Origin of the sequence: Limosilactobacillus galli (assembly GCF_947381495.1) — a bacterium.
GTDB lineage: Bacteria > Bacillota > Bacilli > Lactobacillales > Lactobacillaceae > Limosilactobacillus > Limosilactobacillus galli.
Window position 1 is genome coordinate 36,617 of the sequence record NZ_CANCWK010000008.1, and the last position, 15,856, is coordinate 52,472.

The following is a 15,856-nucleotide window of genomic DNA, read 5'->3' on the forward strand; positions in this document are numbered from 1 at the left end:
TGATATCAAGGGGTTAGCGCACTTATCCACAGTATTAACATCCCCTACTACTACGACTATTTTTAAACTATAAAATATATTTATATATAAGGAGCAATCAACAATGAAATTCACTATCAACCGACCAGCATTCATCAGTCAGCTTAACAATGTGTTACGTGCCATTTCATCTAAGACAACTATTCCGATCTTGACCGGACTCAAGATGGTGGTTGATAAAGAAAGAATCATTTTAACAGGCAGCAACTCTGACATCACTATTGAAAGTGTTATCGATGCGAATAATCCTGACTACGATTTGACAGTAGAAGATTCAGGAGCCATTGTGTTACCCGCTCGCTTCTTTAGTGAAATAGTCAAGAAGCTCCCAGACAAACAGGTAACCATTGAAGTCACAAGCGGTTTCCAGGCTGATATTACTTCTGGAACTGCCAAGTTCCAAATCAACGGCCAGGATGCTGAAAACTTCCCGCACCTGCCAGAAGTTGAGACCGACAAGACCATTACGCTGCCCAATGATGTTTTACAAGAGGTCATTCGGCAGACGGTCATTGCCGTTTCCAAGCAGGAAAGCCGGCCAATCCTTGCCGGGATTCACATTACCCTGCATGATGGCCTGCTGACGGCCGTGGCCACCGATAGCCACCGTCTGGCACAACGGAAAGTGGCCCTAAAAGATGTTGACAACGGCATCGATTTTGACGTCATCATTCCGGGGAAGAGCATGAACGAATTGTCCGGAATGATCAGTGATGTCGACGAAGATGTCCTGGTTCAGGTAACGGAGAATCAGATTCTCTTCATCTTTGGCAACACCCACTTCTACTCCCGCCTGCTTGAGGGGAACTACCCAGAAACCAGCCAACTGATCCCTGATACGGCGGATACCACAGTTGAACTGGACGCCGGCAGCTTCCTCGCCTCCATTGAGCGTGCTTCTCTGCTGTCCCACGAAAGCCGCAACGACGTGGTTAAGCTTACATTGAAGCCAAGTGAAAACCTGGTCCGGATCAGCAGCGACTCGCCTGACATTGGGACGGTGGAAGAAGAGGTTGCCACTACTGCCTTGGACGGCAACGACCTTGAGATTTCATTCAACCCGAATTACATGAAGGATGCCCTGCGCTCATTCGGGCAGACGACCGTCAAGATTTCCTTCACTTCCCCATTGCGGCCATTTACCCTGGTCCCAACGGAAGACGGTGAAAACTTTGTCCACCTGATTACGCCGGTGCGGACGTTCTAACGTGAATAATTAAAGATCTATATTATTAAAAGTCACCTGCTTGATTGCGGTGGCTTTTAATTTTTCCTACTGGACAGTTTTTGAAGGCAAAAGTGACAGAAAGTGGCTTGATCGGCCCATTGACCATTTCAAAAGCAATTTTGATGAAAATGCCTCGAGGGACACTAACGGGCTGAGATTGGCTCTTAACGCCTATTTAGTGGATAACTGTGCTATAATAGAATAAGTAAAGTAGGTGAATTAGTGTGGAAGACAAGCAAATTACAATTGACCGCCCGTTTATCACGCTCGGCCAATTGCTAAAAGAAGAAGGAATCATTCCCACCGGTGGTGCCGCCAAGTGGTACCTCAAGGAAAACCAAGTCCTTGTTAACGGTGAGCCGGACGACCGGCGGGGACGGAAACTGTACCCCGACGACCAGGTTGTTCTTCCCGATTACCCAACGCTGGTTATCAAGGCTAAGTAGGCGACGGCGATGATTCTGACGGAATTACGGTTGCACAACTTCAGAAACTATCAGGATCTGACCGTTCACTTTGCCTCCGGGATCAACGTCCTGATTGGTCGGAACGCCCAGGGGAAGACTAACATGCTGGAGGCAATCTACGCCCTGTCACTGACCCGGAGCCACCGGACCAGCAATGACCGGGAGCTGATCAACTGGCAGGAGCAGTCGGCATCCATCAGCGGGGTGGTGCAGAAGGCAACGGGCAAGGTCCCGCTGGAACTGCAGTTTACCAAAAATGGTAAGAAGGCTAAGGTCAACCACCTTGAGCAGGCCCGGCTCGGTCAGTACGTTGGGCAGTTGAACACGATCCTGTTTGCCCCCGAGGACCTCTCGCTGGTGAAGGGGGCGCCCGCTGTTCGACGGCGTTTCATGGACATGGAATTCAGCCAGATGAGCAGCAAGTACTTGTACGATGCGAGTCAATTTCGCACGCTTTTGCGGCAACGCAACAAGTACCTGAAACAATTGAAATATGGCCAGCAGCATGACCGGGTTCTCTTATCGGTTCTGTCAGACCAGTTAGCAGCGTATGGTGCCGAGGTAATCGTTGCTCGGCATCATTTTTTGCAGCACTTGGAAAAGTGGGCAGCGGACCTGCACTACCAGATCTCCCTCAACCAGGAGAAGCTCCACCTGGCCTACGTGACCCAGGTGAAGGTGGACGATGAGACAACGGTCGACCAGGTTTACCACGAGCTGCTGGGGCAATACACGGATAACCAGGAACGGGAGATCGATCAGGGAACCACGATGTATGGTCCCCAGCGCGATGACATCCGCTTCATGGTTAACGGCAAGAATATCCAGGCCTTCGGTTCGCAGGGCCAGCAGCGGACGACCGCCCTGTCGGTCAAGCTGGCCGAGATCGACTTGATGAAGGAGCAGACGGGCGAATACCCGCTGTTGCTTTTGGACGATGTCTTGTCGGAGCTCGATCCGGTCCGGCAGACCCACCTGCTGACGGCGATTCAGGATAAGGTGCAGACCTTTCTGACCACCACCAGCCTGAGCGACGTGGCCCGGCAATTGATTAAGGAACCAACGATTTTTGAGATTAAACATGGCACTTTGGACAAGGAGGAAGCATAGTGAGCGACGAGCGTAAGGAAACAAAGGCTGAGCTGGCGAGCGAATACGATGCCAGCCAGATTCAAGTTCTGAAGGGGCTGGATGCGGTTCGCAAGCGTCCCGGAATGTATATCGGTTCAACGTCTGCACAAGGTTTACACCACCTTGTTTGGGAAATTGTCGATAACGGGATTGATGAGGCCTTAGCGGGCTTCTGTACCGAAATCAATGTTGAAGTTGAACCTGACAACAGCATCACGGTCCGCGATAACGGACGGGGGATCCCGGTTGACACTCAAAAGGAAACCGGCAAGCCGGCCCTGGAGACGGTTTTCACGGTCCTACACGCCGGTGGTAAGTTCGGCGGTGGCGGCTACAAGGTCTCCGGTGGTCTGCACGGGGTCGGGGCTTCAGTCGTTAACGCCCTGTCAACGGAGCTGGATGTTAAGGTGGCCCGGCAAGGCAAGCGCTACTACATGGACTTCGACCACGGTCACGTCAAGACGTCCATGAAGGTGGTTGATACGGGGCTGCCCGAAGACGTTCACGGGACCACGGTCCACTTCAAGCCGGACCCGGACATTTTCCGTGAGACCACGACCTACAACATTAAGACCCTGACCGACCGTCTGCGTGAGCTGGCCTTCTTGAACAAGGGCCTGAAAATCACAATTCAGGATAAGCGGAACCAGGACGCCGAACGCCAGGAATTCCTCTATGAAGGCGGAATCCGGCACTACGTTGAATACCTCAACCGGGGCCGAGAAGTTCTCTTTGATCCGCCGATCTACGTTGAAGGCAAGGAAAACAACATTACGGTAGAAGTATCCCTCCAGTACATCAACGGTTACCGGAGTGAGTTGCTGACTTTCACCAACAACATCCATACCTATGAAGGTGGGACCCACGAGACCGGATTCAAGATGGCCCTGACCCGGGTGATCAACGACTACGGCCACAAGAGCGGGGCACTGAAGAGCAACGAAACCCTCTCCGGGGATGATGTCCGTGAAGGGCTGATCGCGGTGGTTTCCATCAAGCACCCTGACCCGCAGTTTGAGGGCCAGACGAAGACCAAGCTGGGGAACTCCGATGCCCGGACAGCTACTGACCACATCTTTGCGGAGACCTTCAACCGCTTCTTGATGGAGCACCCGGACGAGGCCAAGAAGATCATTGAAAAGGGGCAGCTGGCTTCTAAGGCCCGGGTTGCGGCCAAGCGGGCCCGGGAAGTTACCCGGAAGAAGAGCGGCCTGGAAATTTCCAACCTGCCTGGTAAGCTGGCGGACAACACCAGCAAGGATCCGAACATCTCTGAACTGTTTATCGTCGAGGGGGACTCCGCCGGCGGTTCCGCTAAGCAGGGCCGCTCGCGGTTGACCCAGGCAATTCTGCCGATTCGGGGGAAGATCTTAAACGTTGAGAAGGCCACCCTGGACCGGGTCCTGGCCAATGACGAAATTCGTTCCCTTTTCACAGCATTGGGAACCGGCTTCGGTGACGACTTTGATATCACCAAGGCCAACTACCACAAGCTGATTATCATGACCGATGCCGATGTCGACGGGGCCCACATTCGGACTCTGCTCTTGACTCTGTTCTACCGGTTCATGAAGCCGATGATCACCCACGGCTACGTCTACATTGCGCAGCCGCCGTTGTACCAAGTTCGGCAGGGGAAGTTCGTCAAGTACATCGAATCTGACGAAGAACTGGAACGGGTTGTCAACTCCCTGCAACCGAGTCCCAAGCCGGTTATCCAGCGGTACAAGGGGCTTGGTGAAATGGATGCCGAACAGCTTTGGGAGACCACGATGGATCCTGAACACCGGCACCTGCTCCGGGTTCAATTGGACGACGCCAAGCAGGCGGACGAAATTTTCCCAATGCTAATGGGAACCAAGGTTGGCCCGCGGCGGGACTTTATCGAACGAAATGCCAAGTTTGTTGAGAACCTGGACCTGTAAAATAATCACGAGAAATTAAAAAAGGAGGAGCGGCATTGGCTGAAGAAGATATGTCAAACCGGATCACGGACGTCAAATTGACGAGCCAGATGAAGAACTCATTCCTGGACTATGCCATGAGTGTTATCGTCTCGCGGGCTCTGCCAGACGTGCGTGATGGCTTAAAGCCGGTTCAGCGGCGGATCCTTTACGGGATGAACGAACTGGGGGTTACCCCGGATAAGCCGTATAAGAAGTCGGCCCGGATTGTCGGGGACGTCATGGGGAAGTTCCACCCCCACGGTGACTCCTCGATCTACGAAGGGCTAGTCCGGATGGCGCAGGACTTTAGTTACCGTTACATGCTGGTTGACGGCCACGGTAACTTCGGGTCGGTCGACGGTGATAGTGCGGCCGCCATGCGTTATACCGAGGCGAAGATGAGCAAGATCGCGGTGGAAATGCTGCGCGATATCAACAAGGACACCGTGGATTTCCACCCCAACTACGATGGCACGGAAAAGGAGCCCGACGTTCTGCCGGCGCGTTTCCCAAACCTGCTGGTCAACGGGGCTTCCGGGATTGCCGTCGGGATGGCCACTAACATTCCAACCCATAACCTGGGGGAAGTCATCAGCGCCATTCACATGCTGATGGACAACCCAGACGCCACCACCGAGGACCTAATGAAGGTGCTGCCGGGACCAGACTTTCCAACCGGCGGGGTTGTCATGGGCAAGTCCGGGATCCGCAAGGCCTATGAGACCGGCCGCGGTACGATCATCGTGCGGGCCAAGGTCGACATTGAGGAACAAAAGAACGGCAAGCAGCGGATTATCGTCCACGAGATTCCGTACATGGTCAACAAGGCCAAGCTGATCGAGCGGATCGCCGAATTGGCCCGGAACAAGGAGATCGACGGGATCACCGACATCAATGATGAAACCGACCGCGACGGGATGCGGATCGTGATCGATGTCCGGCGGGATGCCAGCGCGGAGGTCATCTTAAACAACCTCTACAAGATGACCCTGATGCAGACGACCTTCAACTTCAACATGCTGGCGATCGTCAACGGCGCGCCGAAAATCCTGAGCCTGAAGCAGATCCTGCAGTACTACCTTGAGCACCAGGAAAACGTTGTGCGGCGGCGGACTAAGTTTGACCTGAAGAAGGCGCAAAACCGGGCCCACATCGTTGCCGGACTGCGGATTGCCCTCGACCACATCGATGAGATCATCAAGATCATCCGGAACTCCCAGACCAGTGAGATTGCCAAGGATGAGCTGATCCAAAACTATGGTCTGTCCGATCGTCAGTCCCAAGCCATCCTCGACATGCGGCTGGTTCGACTGACCGGTTTGGAACGGGAAAAGATCGAGGCTGAGTACAAGAAGCTGATGGATGCCATTGCCGACTATAAGGACATCCTGGCCCACGACGAGCGGATCCACCAGATTATCTATGACGAACTGATGGAGATCCAGCGCAAGTTTGGCGACAAGCGGCGGACCGAATTGCAGGTCGGCGACATCACCAACATTGAAGATGAGGACCTGATCGAAGAAGAAGACATCATCGTCACCCTCACCCACAACGGCTACATCAAGCGGCTGCCGGTTGACGAATTCAAGTCCCAGCACCGTGGCGGCCGTGGTGTCAAGGGGATGGGCGTTCACAAGGACGACTTCATTGAACAGCTGATTTCCAGCTCGACGCATGACCTCCTGCTCTTCTTCACGAACTCCGGGAAGGTCTTCTCCATGAAGGGGTACGAGGTTCCTGAATACGGCCGGTCTGCCCAGGGAATCCCGATCATCAACCTCTTGGGGATCAACAATAAGGAGAAGATCAGCGCGGTCATCAACGTTTCCCACGCGGCGAATGATGATGACAAGTTCCTCTTCTTCACGACCAAGTACGGGACGGTCAAGCGGACGCCGGTACCAGAGTTCAAGAACATCCGGAGCAACGGTCTGAAGGCCATCAACCTCCACGATGGCGACGAACTGATCAACGTCAACGTCATCAAGGATGGGCAGCTGATGATCATCGGGACCCACAACGGTTACGCCCTGAGCTTTGACTCCGATGTAGTGCGGTCCATGGGCCGTTCTGCTGCCGGGGTACGCGGAATCCGCCTGCGTGATGAAGATTACGTCATCGGGGCTGCGCCGCTGAACCCTGACAGCAAGGTGCTGGTCATCAGTGAAAACGGCTTTGGTAAGCAGACGCCGGCCCGCGAGTACCCAATCAAGGGTCGTGGCGGCCTCGGTGTCAAGACAGTCAACGTGACGGCCAAGAATGGTCCGCTGGTTGGCCTGACCACGGTTGACGGCGACGAAGATATCATGCTGGTTACCGACCGCGGGGTCATCATCCGCTTTGGCATCGAGACGGTTTCCCAGACCGGTCGTTCTGCCGTTGGTGTTCACCTGATCAAGATGGATAAGGGCACCAAGGTAGCAACGATGGCCAAGGTTGAAAAGGAATCTGATGACGACGAAGAAGGCCAGGACGAATCAGCACAGACGCCGGTTAATTCCGAAGATCACCAGTAAAATTTATTAACTAAGACGAAAATCCTGAGTGCTTGCGTATTATCTTAATAGAGCGCAACTCTCAGGATTTCTTGTTATTTGTTTCTTGTTTTAAAGCCTAGTATATGCTATATTTTATATCTGTGAGTATACGTACAGACGTCTACTCTCCTTGTTCTTCTACAATTTAGAAGAGCCAGAGTCCATAAGGAGGTGTAACATTCATGGAAACACGTAAATATGAAATTACTTACATCATTCGTCCTGACATCGAAGAATCAGCTAAGAGCGAATTAGTTGACCGTTTTGACAAGGTATTGACGGACAATGGTGCAGATGTCGCTGAATCAAAGGATTGGTCAACGCGTCGCTTCGCTTACCCAATTGAAAAGTACACTGAAGGTACTTACCACGTGGTTACTTTGACCACCAACACTGACGAAGCATTAAACGAATTTGACCGTTTGGCTAAGTTCAACGACGATATCCTACGTCACATGATCGTTAAGCTTGATGCTTAATTAGATCGTCAATGTAAATAGAGAGGAGAACGATCGAATGATTAATCGTGCAGTTTTGACTGGACGCTTAACGCGAGATCCTGAGTTGCGATACACTACCAGCGGTACAGCAGTAGTCTCATTTACGCTCGCGGTTGATCGGCAGTTCCGCAACCAAAACGGGGACCGGGATGCAGATTTTATCAACTGTGTTATCTGGCGTAAATCTGCCGAAAACTTCAGCAACTTCACCCATAAGGGCTCCTTGGTGGGAATCGACGGCCGGATCCAAACCCGGAATTACGAGAACCAGCAAGGTCAACGGGTATATGTTACCGAAGTCGTGGTTGATAACTTTGCCCTGCTTGAACCCCGGCAAAATGGCGGGATGAACCAGGGTAGTCAGCAACCGTTCAATAACGGTAACCAGCAGTCGTTTGGTAACCAGGCCCCATTTAGCGGTCAGGGTCAATACGGCGGCAATAACAACCAGCCACAATCGACCAACAACGCTCCTCAAGCTAACTCGTCAGCCAATGCCGATGCTTCTGGCTTCGGTGTTGGTCAGAATAACTCAGCCAACCCATTCTCCAGCAATAACGATGATGGGGACACTGAGATCTCTGATGACGATTTACCATTCTAAAATTTTTTACCGGATAGGAGGGTAATTTCATGGCACAACAACGTCGGGGCGGCCGTCGTCGTCGTAAAGTCGACTTCATCGCCGCAAACCACATCGAATACATCGATTACAAAGACACTGATTTGTTACGTCGGTTCATTTCCGAACGGGGTAAGATCTTACCACGTCGGGTAACTGGTACGAGCGCCAAGAACCAACGTAAGTTAACGGTCGCTATCAAGCGTGCCCGGATCATGGGTCTTCTGCCATTCGTTGCTGAAGACTAATCCAAAATAAAAAAGCTTGCTTCGTTTGAAGTGAGCTTTTTTTGTATTGTCGTTAGGACGGGAAACGGCCACTGGATGCTTTTTTCATGGCTGCTTCGCTGCTTCGCCGTATTGGTGAAAGGAAGGAAAATGCGTAAGGTTGAAGGACACATTCATCTTGTTCGGGAGATGGCCGGTGCCAAGGGCCAGGGGCGGCTCAGTCCCCTGGGTAACGGGTACGCTATCTGGGACGATGGTGAGATTATCAAATTGATTCCCGACGGCTGGGGCGACGACAACTTCCTGGCCGAGAAATACCTGCAGATCATGGATGAGGAGGAAATCGAACGGGCGGTCATCCTCTAGGGCACCCTGAATGACTACCAGAATTACTATACCTATTAGGTGGTCAAACGCTACCCGGACCGCTTCATCGGCGCCTTCTCCGTCGACCCCTTTGATGACCAGGCCATGGCGATCGTTCACCGGTACGTTGAAGATCTGGGCTTTCGGGCCATTAAGTTCGAGATCAGTCAGGGCGGGGGCTGCACGGCTTTCACCGGCCGTTTCGCCTGGATCTTGACAACCGGGTGTCCCAGATTTTTCATTACCTGGCGGACTATCCCGGCTTTGTGATCACAGTTGATTATGGTGCGGCCGATCAGACCAGCTACCAGCCGGAAGCGATCGTTAACCTGGCCCGCCGCTATCCAGAATTGGATTTTGTGGTCTGCCACCTGTCTTTCCCAGATGCCCAGCACCCCTACCAGCTAGTTAACGTCCTCGCGCAGTTTGCTCCGATGGATAACATCAGCGTCGATATTTCGGCAATCCAGGATATCCTGGGCGAGGGCCGGGACGACTTCCCATACCCGAAGAGTCAGTGGGTAGTCCGGCTGGCTAAAAAATGGCTGGGTGCCAAACGGATCATCTGGGGAAGCGACGCCCCGTGGTCAGCAGCTTTCAATGACTACCACCAGCTGGCCACCTGGCTGGAACGCACCGCTATCTTCACGCCGGCGGAACTGGCCGATGTGATGGCTAATAACGCCGCCAGGATCTACTTCAAACCTACGAACGTGCAAGCGGCCCGTCAAGCCAGCGCCCCGGCCTTGGCGCGGTTCAAGGCCCATCATCCAGGAACGGTTGATTAAGTGAATCGGGCTGTTTTTGGCGGCCGGTGTGATATGATAGTAATATCCAATTAGCAGGCGGCATGACCGCCGATTTGGGAGGATTATTATGCGTGAATTTTTCAGTCGTGAAAACTGGCTGTTTTATCTGAAACACCCAGCGGTCCGCTGGAATGTCTATTACATATTATGTATGACCGTGATTAGTCTGGTTCTGGCTTTCATGTTTAGCTGGGTCGTCGGACTGGTGGTTTTAGTATTGGCAGTCATCGGGAGTACTGTCAGTCTCCGGCGGCTCCGGCAGCTGGTCAATGATACTCACGAGTACCTCAAACGCCTGACTTACCAGATTAAAAGCGGCCAGCAGGAGGCCCTGCTGGAGATGCCGCTGGGGATGATCATGCTCAACGCCCGGAACGAGATTGAGTGGATTAACCCGTACATGGCCCGCTACTTCAAGCTGGAGAAGGTTGTCGGCAAGAACGTTGCCAATGTTGACGAACGGCTGGCGAAGCTGATTGATGACGGCCGCAGCCACAAGGGGGCCCAGATCGTTACCTGGCGCGACCGCCAATTCGAATTTCTGGTCCAGCCGCGTTACCGGGTCGCCTACCTGCTGGACATCACCAAGTATGCTGCGGTGGAACAGCAGTATCGGCAGGAGCAGATCTTCCTGGGAAACATCTACCTGGATAATTACGATGAGCTGATCCAGGGGATGAGCGACACGGATGTCTCGAACCTGCACAACTACGTCACCTCAGAGATCAGCAAGTGGGCGAGTGCTAACCACCTCCTGATGAAGATCATCGATGACGATAACTACCTGATCATCGGGCACCAGAGTTCGCTGGAAGAGCTGGAGAAGAAGAAGTTCAAGATCCTCGACGTAATCCGCCAGAGCACGTCCCAGCGCAACTCACCGGTCACCCTTAGTGTGGGGATTGCCTACGCTGAGAACGACCTGATCAAGCTGGCCGACACGGCGCAGAACAACCTGGACCTGGCACTTGGTCGTGGGGGCGACCAGGTTGTCGTCCGGGCGAAGGACCAGCCGGCACGTTTCTACGGCGGTAAGACCAACCCGATGGAGAAACGGACGCGGGTACGGGCGCGGATGATTAGCCAGGCCTTACAGGAGTTGATCAATCAGGCGGACCAGCTGTTTGTTATGGGGCACGAGAACCCCGATATGGACTCCTTGGGGGCTTGTCTGGGGATTCGGCGGATTGCCGAGATGAATGGCAAGGAGTGCTGGATTGTGGTGGACAATGAGCACCCGCATGCCGACATCCAGCGCCTGATGAACGAGATCGACAACTACCAGACAATCAAGGACCAAATCATCACGCCGGATGAGGCCCTGGAGAAGGCGACTGACAACAGCCTGCTGGTGATGGTGGATCATGCCAAGCGCAGCATTACGATCTCGCCCGAGTTGTACAACCAGTTGCAGAACCGGCTGGTAATCATTGACCACCACCGGCGCGGCGAAGAGTTCCCCGAGAACCCGCTGCTGGTCTACATTGAACCGTACGCCTCCTCAACCTGTGAGCTGATCACCGAGATGTTCGAGTACCAGCCACGGGAAGGCAAGGGGCTGAACAAACTTGAGGCCACGACGATGCTGACGGGGATCCAGATCGATACGAAGTCCTTCACGAAGAGTGCCGGGACCCGGACCTTCGATGCGGCCAGCTACCTGCGTTCGGCTGGGGCTGATGGAATGATGATCCAGTCCTTCATGAAAGAGGATCCGCAGAGCTTCATGGATCGCAACCATTTAATTTCCCGGGCAATAATCAACGATCACATGGCTATCTGTGCCGGGGAAGACGACCGGGTCTATGATTCCGTCACGGCGGCCCAGGCAGCTGACATGCTCCTTCAGGTCGAAGGGGTTGAGGCCTCGTTTGTCATCACCAAGCGGGCCGATGATAAGGTCGGAATTTCCGCGCGGTCGGCCGGCGATGTCAATGTCCAGATTATCATGGAGCAGATGGGCGGCGGTGGCCACCTGGCCAACGCGGCGACCCAGATTACCGGTAAGACCGTCGATGCTGTCCGGAAGGAATTAATTGATCTTCTGACCAAGACGGTTGATAATAGTAATCAGGAAGATGAAGAGGAGTGAATAAGATGAAAGTTATTTTTACGCAAGATGTTCGTGGCCGGGGTAAACGCGGCCAAGTCAAGGAAGTCCCCGATGGCTATGCCCAGAACTACCTGATCAAGCGCGGCCTGGCCAAGCAGGCCACCAAGGCGGCCATGAGTCAGCTGGCTGGTCAGCAACGGGCTGAAGCCAAGCACGCCGCTGAAGAGCTGGAAGAAGCCAAGCGCTTGAAGAAGGTCTTAGAAGACGACAAGACGGTCGTTGAACTCAGCGGCAAGGCCGGCACGGACGGGCGGATGTTTGGCTCCATCTCAACCAAGCAGATTGCCACGGCTCTGCAGAAACAGTACAAGATCAAGATCGACAAGCGGAAGATTGAACTGGCGGCGCCGATCAAGGCCTTGGGTTACGTCAACGTACCGATCAAGCTGCACCCCGAAGTTAGTGCCGAAATTCGGGTACACATTGCGGAAAAGTAGTTTAATCGGTATAATTGAATTTCGATTTATTAAAAGCGAGGTATCGTCATGGATAATGCACCAATGCAAGAAGAGCCACACGATATTGAAGCTGAAAAGGCAGTTCTCGGAGCTGCTTTTTTAAGTAAGAACGCGTTGGCCGACGCAATGGAATACTTGCAACCCGGGGATTTTTATAAGCGGGCCCACCAGATCATCTTTGCGAAGATGGTGGCGCTAAATGATGACGACCAGCCGATCGACGTGGTGACGATCAAGAGTGCCTTAGACAAGGACAAGCAGACCGAGAACGTCGGCGGGATGGTCTACCTGGCCGAACTGGCCTCGTCGGTTCCATCGGCGGCTAACGTGACCTTCTATGCTAAGATTGTCCATGATAAAGCCGTGCGGCGCAATCTGATTAACACCGCCACTAAGATCATCAACGAGGGTTATGCGGACGACAACGACACCACCGACCTGATCGACCAGGCGGAGCAGTCTATCCTGCACGTGTCCGAGTCGAATAACCAGGATGGCTTCCAGAACATCCAGCAGGTCTTAAACAGTGCGATGAGCCACATTGAGACCCTCTCTGGCAATGATTCCGATATTACTGGTTTGGAGACCGGTTACCCGCAACTGGACCGGATGACCACTGGTTTCCATCCGGATGAACTGGTAATCATTGCGGCACGGCCAGCGGTGGGGAAGACCGCCTTCGCCCTCAACATCGCCCAGAACGTGGCCACCAAGACTGATAAGACGGTGGCAATCTTCAGTCTGGAAATGGGGGCCGAATCACTGGTCAACCGGATGCTGTGTGCCGAGGGGAACATCGATGCCAACCACCTGCGGACTGGGAACCTGACGCCAGATGAATGGGAGAGCCTGTTCTTTGCCGCGGGGACGCTGTCGAATGCCCACCTCTACATCGACGACACCGCCGGAATCAAAGTGGCCGAGATTCGGGCCCGTTGCCGGCGGCTGAAGAAAGAGACCGGCAACCTGGGCTTAATCGTCATCGACTACCTGCAGCTGATTGAAGGGAACAACCCTGACAACCGGCAGCAGGAAGTGTCCGAGATTTCGCGGCAGCTCAAGAAGCTGGCCAAGGAATTAGAGGTACCGGTGATTGCCCTGTCCCAGCTCTCCCGGGGAGTTGAACAGCGGCAAGACAAGCGGCCGGTCCTGTCGGATATCCGTGAGTCCGGATCAATTGAGCAGGATGCGGATATTGTCAGTTTCCTCTACCGTGACGACTACTACGAGCACGGTGATGGCGATGATGACCAGCAGGATGGCAGTCAGAATGGTGACGGCGACGACTCCAACGTCAGTGAAGTCGAAGTCATCATTGAGAAGAACCGGAGCGGTCCGCGAGGGACGGTCAAGCTGTTGTTTGCCAAGTCTTACAACAAGTTTGCCTCCGTGGCCTATGTACCGGGAGAACAACAGAATTAATGTTTGAGGACCAGCCGCTGGGGTGGTGCTCGTTTACGTAACTATGGATAGAAGGGGCGTTTCAGGTTCACTGGAGGGCTCTTTTCGTTCGCTTAAGGAGAAAAACAAGGAGGCGTTAGGATGAACCGTCAAACGAAGGGAATTGAGTTGAAATGGCTGCTGCTGGGGATGTTCTTTGGGAGCATCGGCAACAGCTTTGTCTGGCCATTGACCACGATCTATATGCATGAACAGCTGCACGAGTCATTAACTGTATCAGGGATTGTCTTGCTATTTTATTCCGGGGCCAATGTGGTCGGGAGCTATATCAGCGGCCTGCTCTTTGACAGGCGGAATCCGCGCCACCTGATGCTAGGCGGGACGATCGCCGCGACCATTGTGATCGGCGCGATGATCTTTTTCAACGGCTGGCCTGTCTATGCTATTCTGCTGACGGCGATCGGTTTCTTCAACGGTTGGATCATCACGATGGTCAACTCGTTCGGGACCCGGTTGCATAAGGACGGGCGTTACGTCTTCAACATGCTCTACTTCGCCAACAACCTGGGGATGGTGATCGGGACTACGATTGTCGGTCCGCTCTACCAGCACGCTCACGGGAACATCTCGCCGCTGTTTACCATCACGACGATCCTCTACATTCTCTTTACGATCGTCGTCTTCGTCTACTTCCGGGAGGACCCGCATCCGGTAGCAGTCGATCCGGAACGCTTCAAGAGCGACGAGCCGGAAACGACGGCCAAGCTTTCCCGGGCCAACCTGTGGATCAATTGGATCTTCTTCGTGGCCCTTTGCGTGGTTTGGACGATGTACGAGCAATGGTCCAGTAACCTGTCCGTCTTCATGACTGAACAGGGAATTTCGATGACCAAGTACAGTCTGCTGTGGACGCTGAACGGGGTCCTGATTGTGGTGATACAGCTGCTTTTGACCTGGCTGAACCGCTGGTATAACAACCCGTACGCTCAGGTCTTCATCGGGATCTTTACCGTTGGCTTCTCCTTCGTCCTCTTGCTGTTTGCCAAGAACTACGCCTGGTACGTTATCGCTATGGTGATCCTGACGATCGGTGAGGCCACGGCCTTCCCAACGATGCCGGCGATCGTCAACAGCCTGTCGCCGGTTGAGGTCAAGGGAAAGTACCAGGGGATCCTCAATGCCTTCTCGTCGTTAGGGAAGGCGTTTGGGCCCCTATTCGGTGGCCTGATTATCGGGGCAGCTTCCTACCACGTCCTCTTTGTGGTCTGCGCGGTCTCGATCTTTGCGATGGAAATTGTTGTCTGGGCGGTTGTCCAGCTGAATAAGGCCCGGACGGTCAAATACTAAGGAAGTAATCACGGTGTTCTACAATAACTTTGACAATGTTCACGGCGAGGACCGCTACGGAATGGTCGGCAAGACCGGGGACGGTTTTCGCGAGAATCGGCAGCTGCAGCTTTCGTGCTACAAGTGTCATAAGGAACCGCTGGTGATCGCGGAACGAAACTGGATGGATACCAACCAGGACGACTCCCAGCGCTACCAGATTGTGGTAGCCTGCGAGTACTGCGGGGCGGTGGATGAGTTTATTGTCAATGATGGGCGCGAGGGCCAGATCAGCAAGCTGAAACATGGCAAGCAGTCGGTCCGGCCTGAACAGCTGAATTAGTAAAAAATGGTTAGGCCCTGGAGGGGACCTAACCATTTTTAGCTGTGCGCCCGGCATGGGTATTAGCTAGGCGGTGAAAGTCCGCTATGGGCCGTAGTAGTCGGAACCATGAGCTGAGGACAAGGGTGTCCACTGTGAGGTGGAATCTGAAGGAAGTTTAAGGTAAAGTACCGCACCGATGAACAAGAAGTAGCTATAAGGCTGGAACTAGCTGGATGAGGCTGCTGCACAAGTCGAAGTCCAATACTACTCAAAGTTAGTTTTAGTAAAGCTAACGGTGATGTGGTACGAAAGCTAATATTCTTACCCGGGGAGGCCTGACCTACACGCTTCCGACAAG

General features: G+C 53.5%; 14 protein-coding genes and 1 pseudogene. All 15 read left to right on the forward strand.

The window, feature by feature from the left end; all coding sequences use genetic code 11:
- The first annotated feature begins 103 nt into the window (after positions 1-103).
- Complete coding sequence (gene dnaN / locus QOS10_RS03160) at positions 104-1,246, forward strand: DNA polymerase III subunit beta (RefSeq protein WP_283593665.1); 1,143 nt, start codon at positions 104-106, stop codon at positions 1,244-1,246.
- Between the two features lie 245 nt (positions 1,247-1,491).
- On the forward strand, positions 1,492-1,713 hold the full coding sequence (gene yaaA, locus QOS10_RS03165; RefSeq protein ID WP_283593666.1) for a S4 domain-containing protein YaaA: 222 nt from the start codon (positions 1,492-1,494) through the stop codon (positions 1,711-1,713).
- A 9-nt stretch (positions 1,714-1,722) separates the two neighbouring features.
- The gene (gene recF, locus QOS10_RS03170; protein ID WP_283593667.1) at positions 1,723-2,844 is read left to right on the forward strand and encodes a DNA replication/repair protein RecF; all 1,122 of its coding nucleotides are present in this window, start codon (positions 1,723-1,725) and stop codon (positions 2,842-2,844) included.
- The gene (gyrB, locus tag QOS10_RS03175; protein WP_408621544.1) at positions 2,844-4,790 is read left to right on the forward strand and encodes a DNA topoisomerase (ATP-hydrolyzing) subunit B; all 1,947 of its coding nucleotides are present in this window, start codon (positions 2,844-2,846) and stop codon (positions 4,788-4,790) included. Before recF ends, gyrB begins: the two co-directional genes overlap by 1 nt.
- A gap of 35 nt (positions 4,791-4,825) precedes the next feature.
- A complete protein-coding gene (gene gyrA / locus QOS10_RS03180; RefSeq protein ID WP_283593668.1) occupies positions 4,826-7,330 on the forward strand; it encodes a DNA gyrase subunit A in 2,505 nt (834 codons plus the stop codon).
- 203 nt (positions 7,331-7,533) lie between these two features.
- Positions 7,534-7,830, forward strand: coding sequence for a 30S ribosomal protein S6 (gene rpsF / locus QOS10_RS03185; RefSeq protein ID WP_104688142.1), 297 nt, complete (start codon positions 7,534-7,536; stop codon positions 7,828-7,830).
- A 37-nt stretch (positions 7,831-7,867) separates the two neighbouring features.
- Positions 7,868-8,455 carry a single-stranded DNA-binding protein gene (gene ssb / locus QOS10_RS03190; RefSeq protein ID WP_283593670.1) on the forward strand — a complete coding sequence of 196 codons (588 nt, stop codon included), beginning with the start codon at positions 7,868-7,870 and terminating at the stop codon, positions 8,453-8,455.
- A 29-nt stretch (positions 8,456-8,484) separates the two neighbouring features.
- A complete protein-coding gene (rpsR, locus tag QOS10_RS03195) occupies positions 8,485-8,721 on the forward strand; it encodes a 30S ribosomal protein S18 (protein WP_025022578.1) in 237 nt (78 codons plus the stop codon).
- 129 nt (positions 8,722-8,850) lie between these two features.
- On the forward strand, positions 8,851-9,066 hold the full coding sequence (locus QOS10_RS03200; RefSeq protein ID WP_283593672.1) for a hypothetical protein: 216 nt from the start codon (positions 8,851-8,853) through the stop codon (positions 9,064-9,066).
- Positions 9,067-9,072: 6 nt separating this feature from the next.
- Positions 9,073-9,854, forward strand: a pseudogene (locus QOS10_RS03205) (amidohydrolase family protein).
- Positions 9,855-9,942: 88 nt separating this feature from the next.
- The gene (locus tag QOS10_RS03210; RefSeq protein ID WP_283593673.1) at positions 9,943-11,967 is read left to right on the forward strand and encodes a DHH family phosphoesterase; all 2,025 of its coding nucleotides are present in this window, start codon (positions 9,943-9,945) and stop codon (positions 11,965-11,967) included.
- A gap of 5 nt (positions 11,968-11,972) precedes the next feature.
- Positions 11,973-12,425: a 50S ribosomal protein L9 gene (gene rplI / locus QOS10_RS03215; RefSeq protein WP_283593674.1), complete on the forward strand. Its 453-nt coding sequence runs from the start codon at positions 11,973-11,975 to the stop codon at positions 12,423-12,425.
- A 48-nt stretch (positions 12,426-12,473) separates the two neighbouring features.
- Positions 12,474-13,868, forward strand: coding sequence for a replicative DNA helicase (gene dnaB / locus QOS10_RS03220; RefSeq protein WP_283593675.1), 1,395 nt, complete (start codon positions 12,474-12,476; stop codon positions 13,866-13,868).
- A 120-nt stretch (positions 13,869-13,988) separates the two neighbouring features.
- Positions 13,989-15,194: an MDR family MFS transporter gene (locus QOS10_RS03225; RefSeq protein WP_283593676.1), complete on the forward strand. Its 1,206-nt coding sequence runs from the start codon at positions 13,989-13,991 to the stop codon at positions 15,192-15,194.
- Between the two features lie 13 nt (positions 15,195-15,207).
- Positions 15,208-15,516 carry a hypothetical protein gene (locus tag QOS10_RS03230; RefSeq protein WP_283593677.1) on the forward strand — a complete coding sequence of 103 codons (309 nt, stop codon included), beginning with the start codon at positions 15,208-15,210 and terminating at the stop codon, positions 15,514-15,516.
- Positions 15,517-15,856 lie beyond the last annotated feature (340 nt).

Bases quoted from the DNA above. Each gene is read 5' to 3' on its own strand.
- dnaN (WP_283593665.1), top strand. From the start codon at position 104: ATGAAATTCACTATCAACCGACCAGCATTCATCAGTCAGCTTAACAAT.
- rpsR (WP_025022578.1), top strand. From the start codon at position 8,485: ATGGCACAACAACGTCGGGGCGGCCGTCGTCGTCGTAAAGTCGACTTC.
- recF (WP_283593667.1), top strand. From the start codon at position 1,723: ATGATTCTGACGGAATTACGGTTGCACAACTTCAGAAACTATCAGGAT.
- QOS10_RS03200 (WP_283593672.1), top strand. From the start codon at position 8,851: ATGCGTAAGGTTGAAGGACACATTCATCTTGTTCGGGAGATGGCCGGT.
- ssb (WP_283593670.1), top strand. From the start codon at position 7,868: ATGATTAATCGTGCAGTTTTGACTGGACGCTTAACGCGAGATCCTGAG.
- QOS10_RS03225 (WP_283593676.1), top strand. From the start codon at position 13,989: ATGAACCGTCAAACGAAGGGAATTGAGTTGAAATGGCTGCTGCTGGGG.
- QOS10_RS03210 (WP_283593673.1), top strand. From the start codon at position 9,943: ATGCGTGAATTTTTCAGTCGTGAAAACTGGCTGTTTTATCTGAAACAC.
- rplI (WP_283593674.1), top strand. From the start codon at position 11,973: ATGAAAGTTATTTTTACGCAAGATGTTCGTGGCCGGGGTAAACGCGGC.
- rpsF (WP_104688142.1), top strand. From the start codon at position 7,534: ATGGAAACACGTAAATATGAAATTACTTACATCATTCGTCCTGACATC.
- dnaB (WP_283593675.1), top strand. From the start codon at position 12,474: ATGGATAATGCACCAATGCAAGAAGAGCCACACGATATTGAAGCTGAA.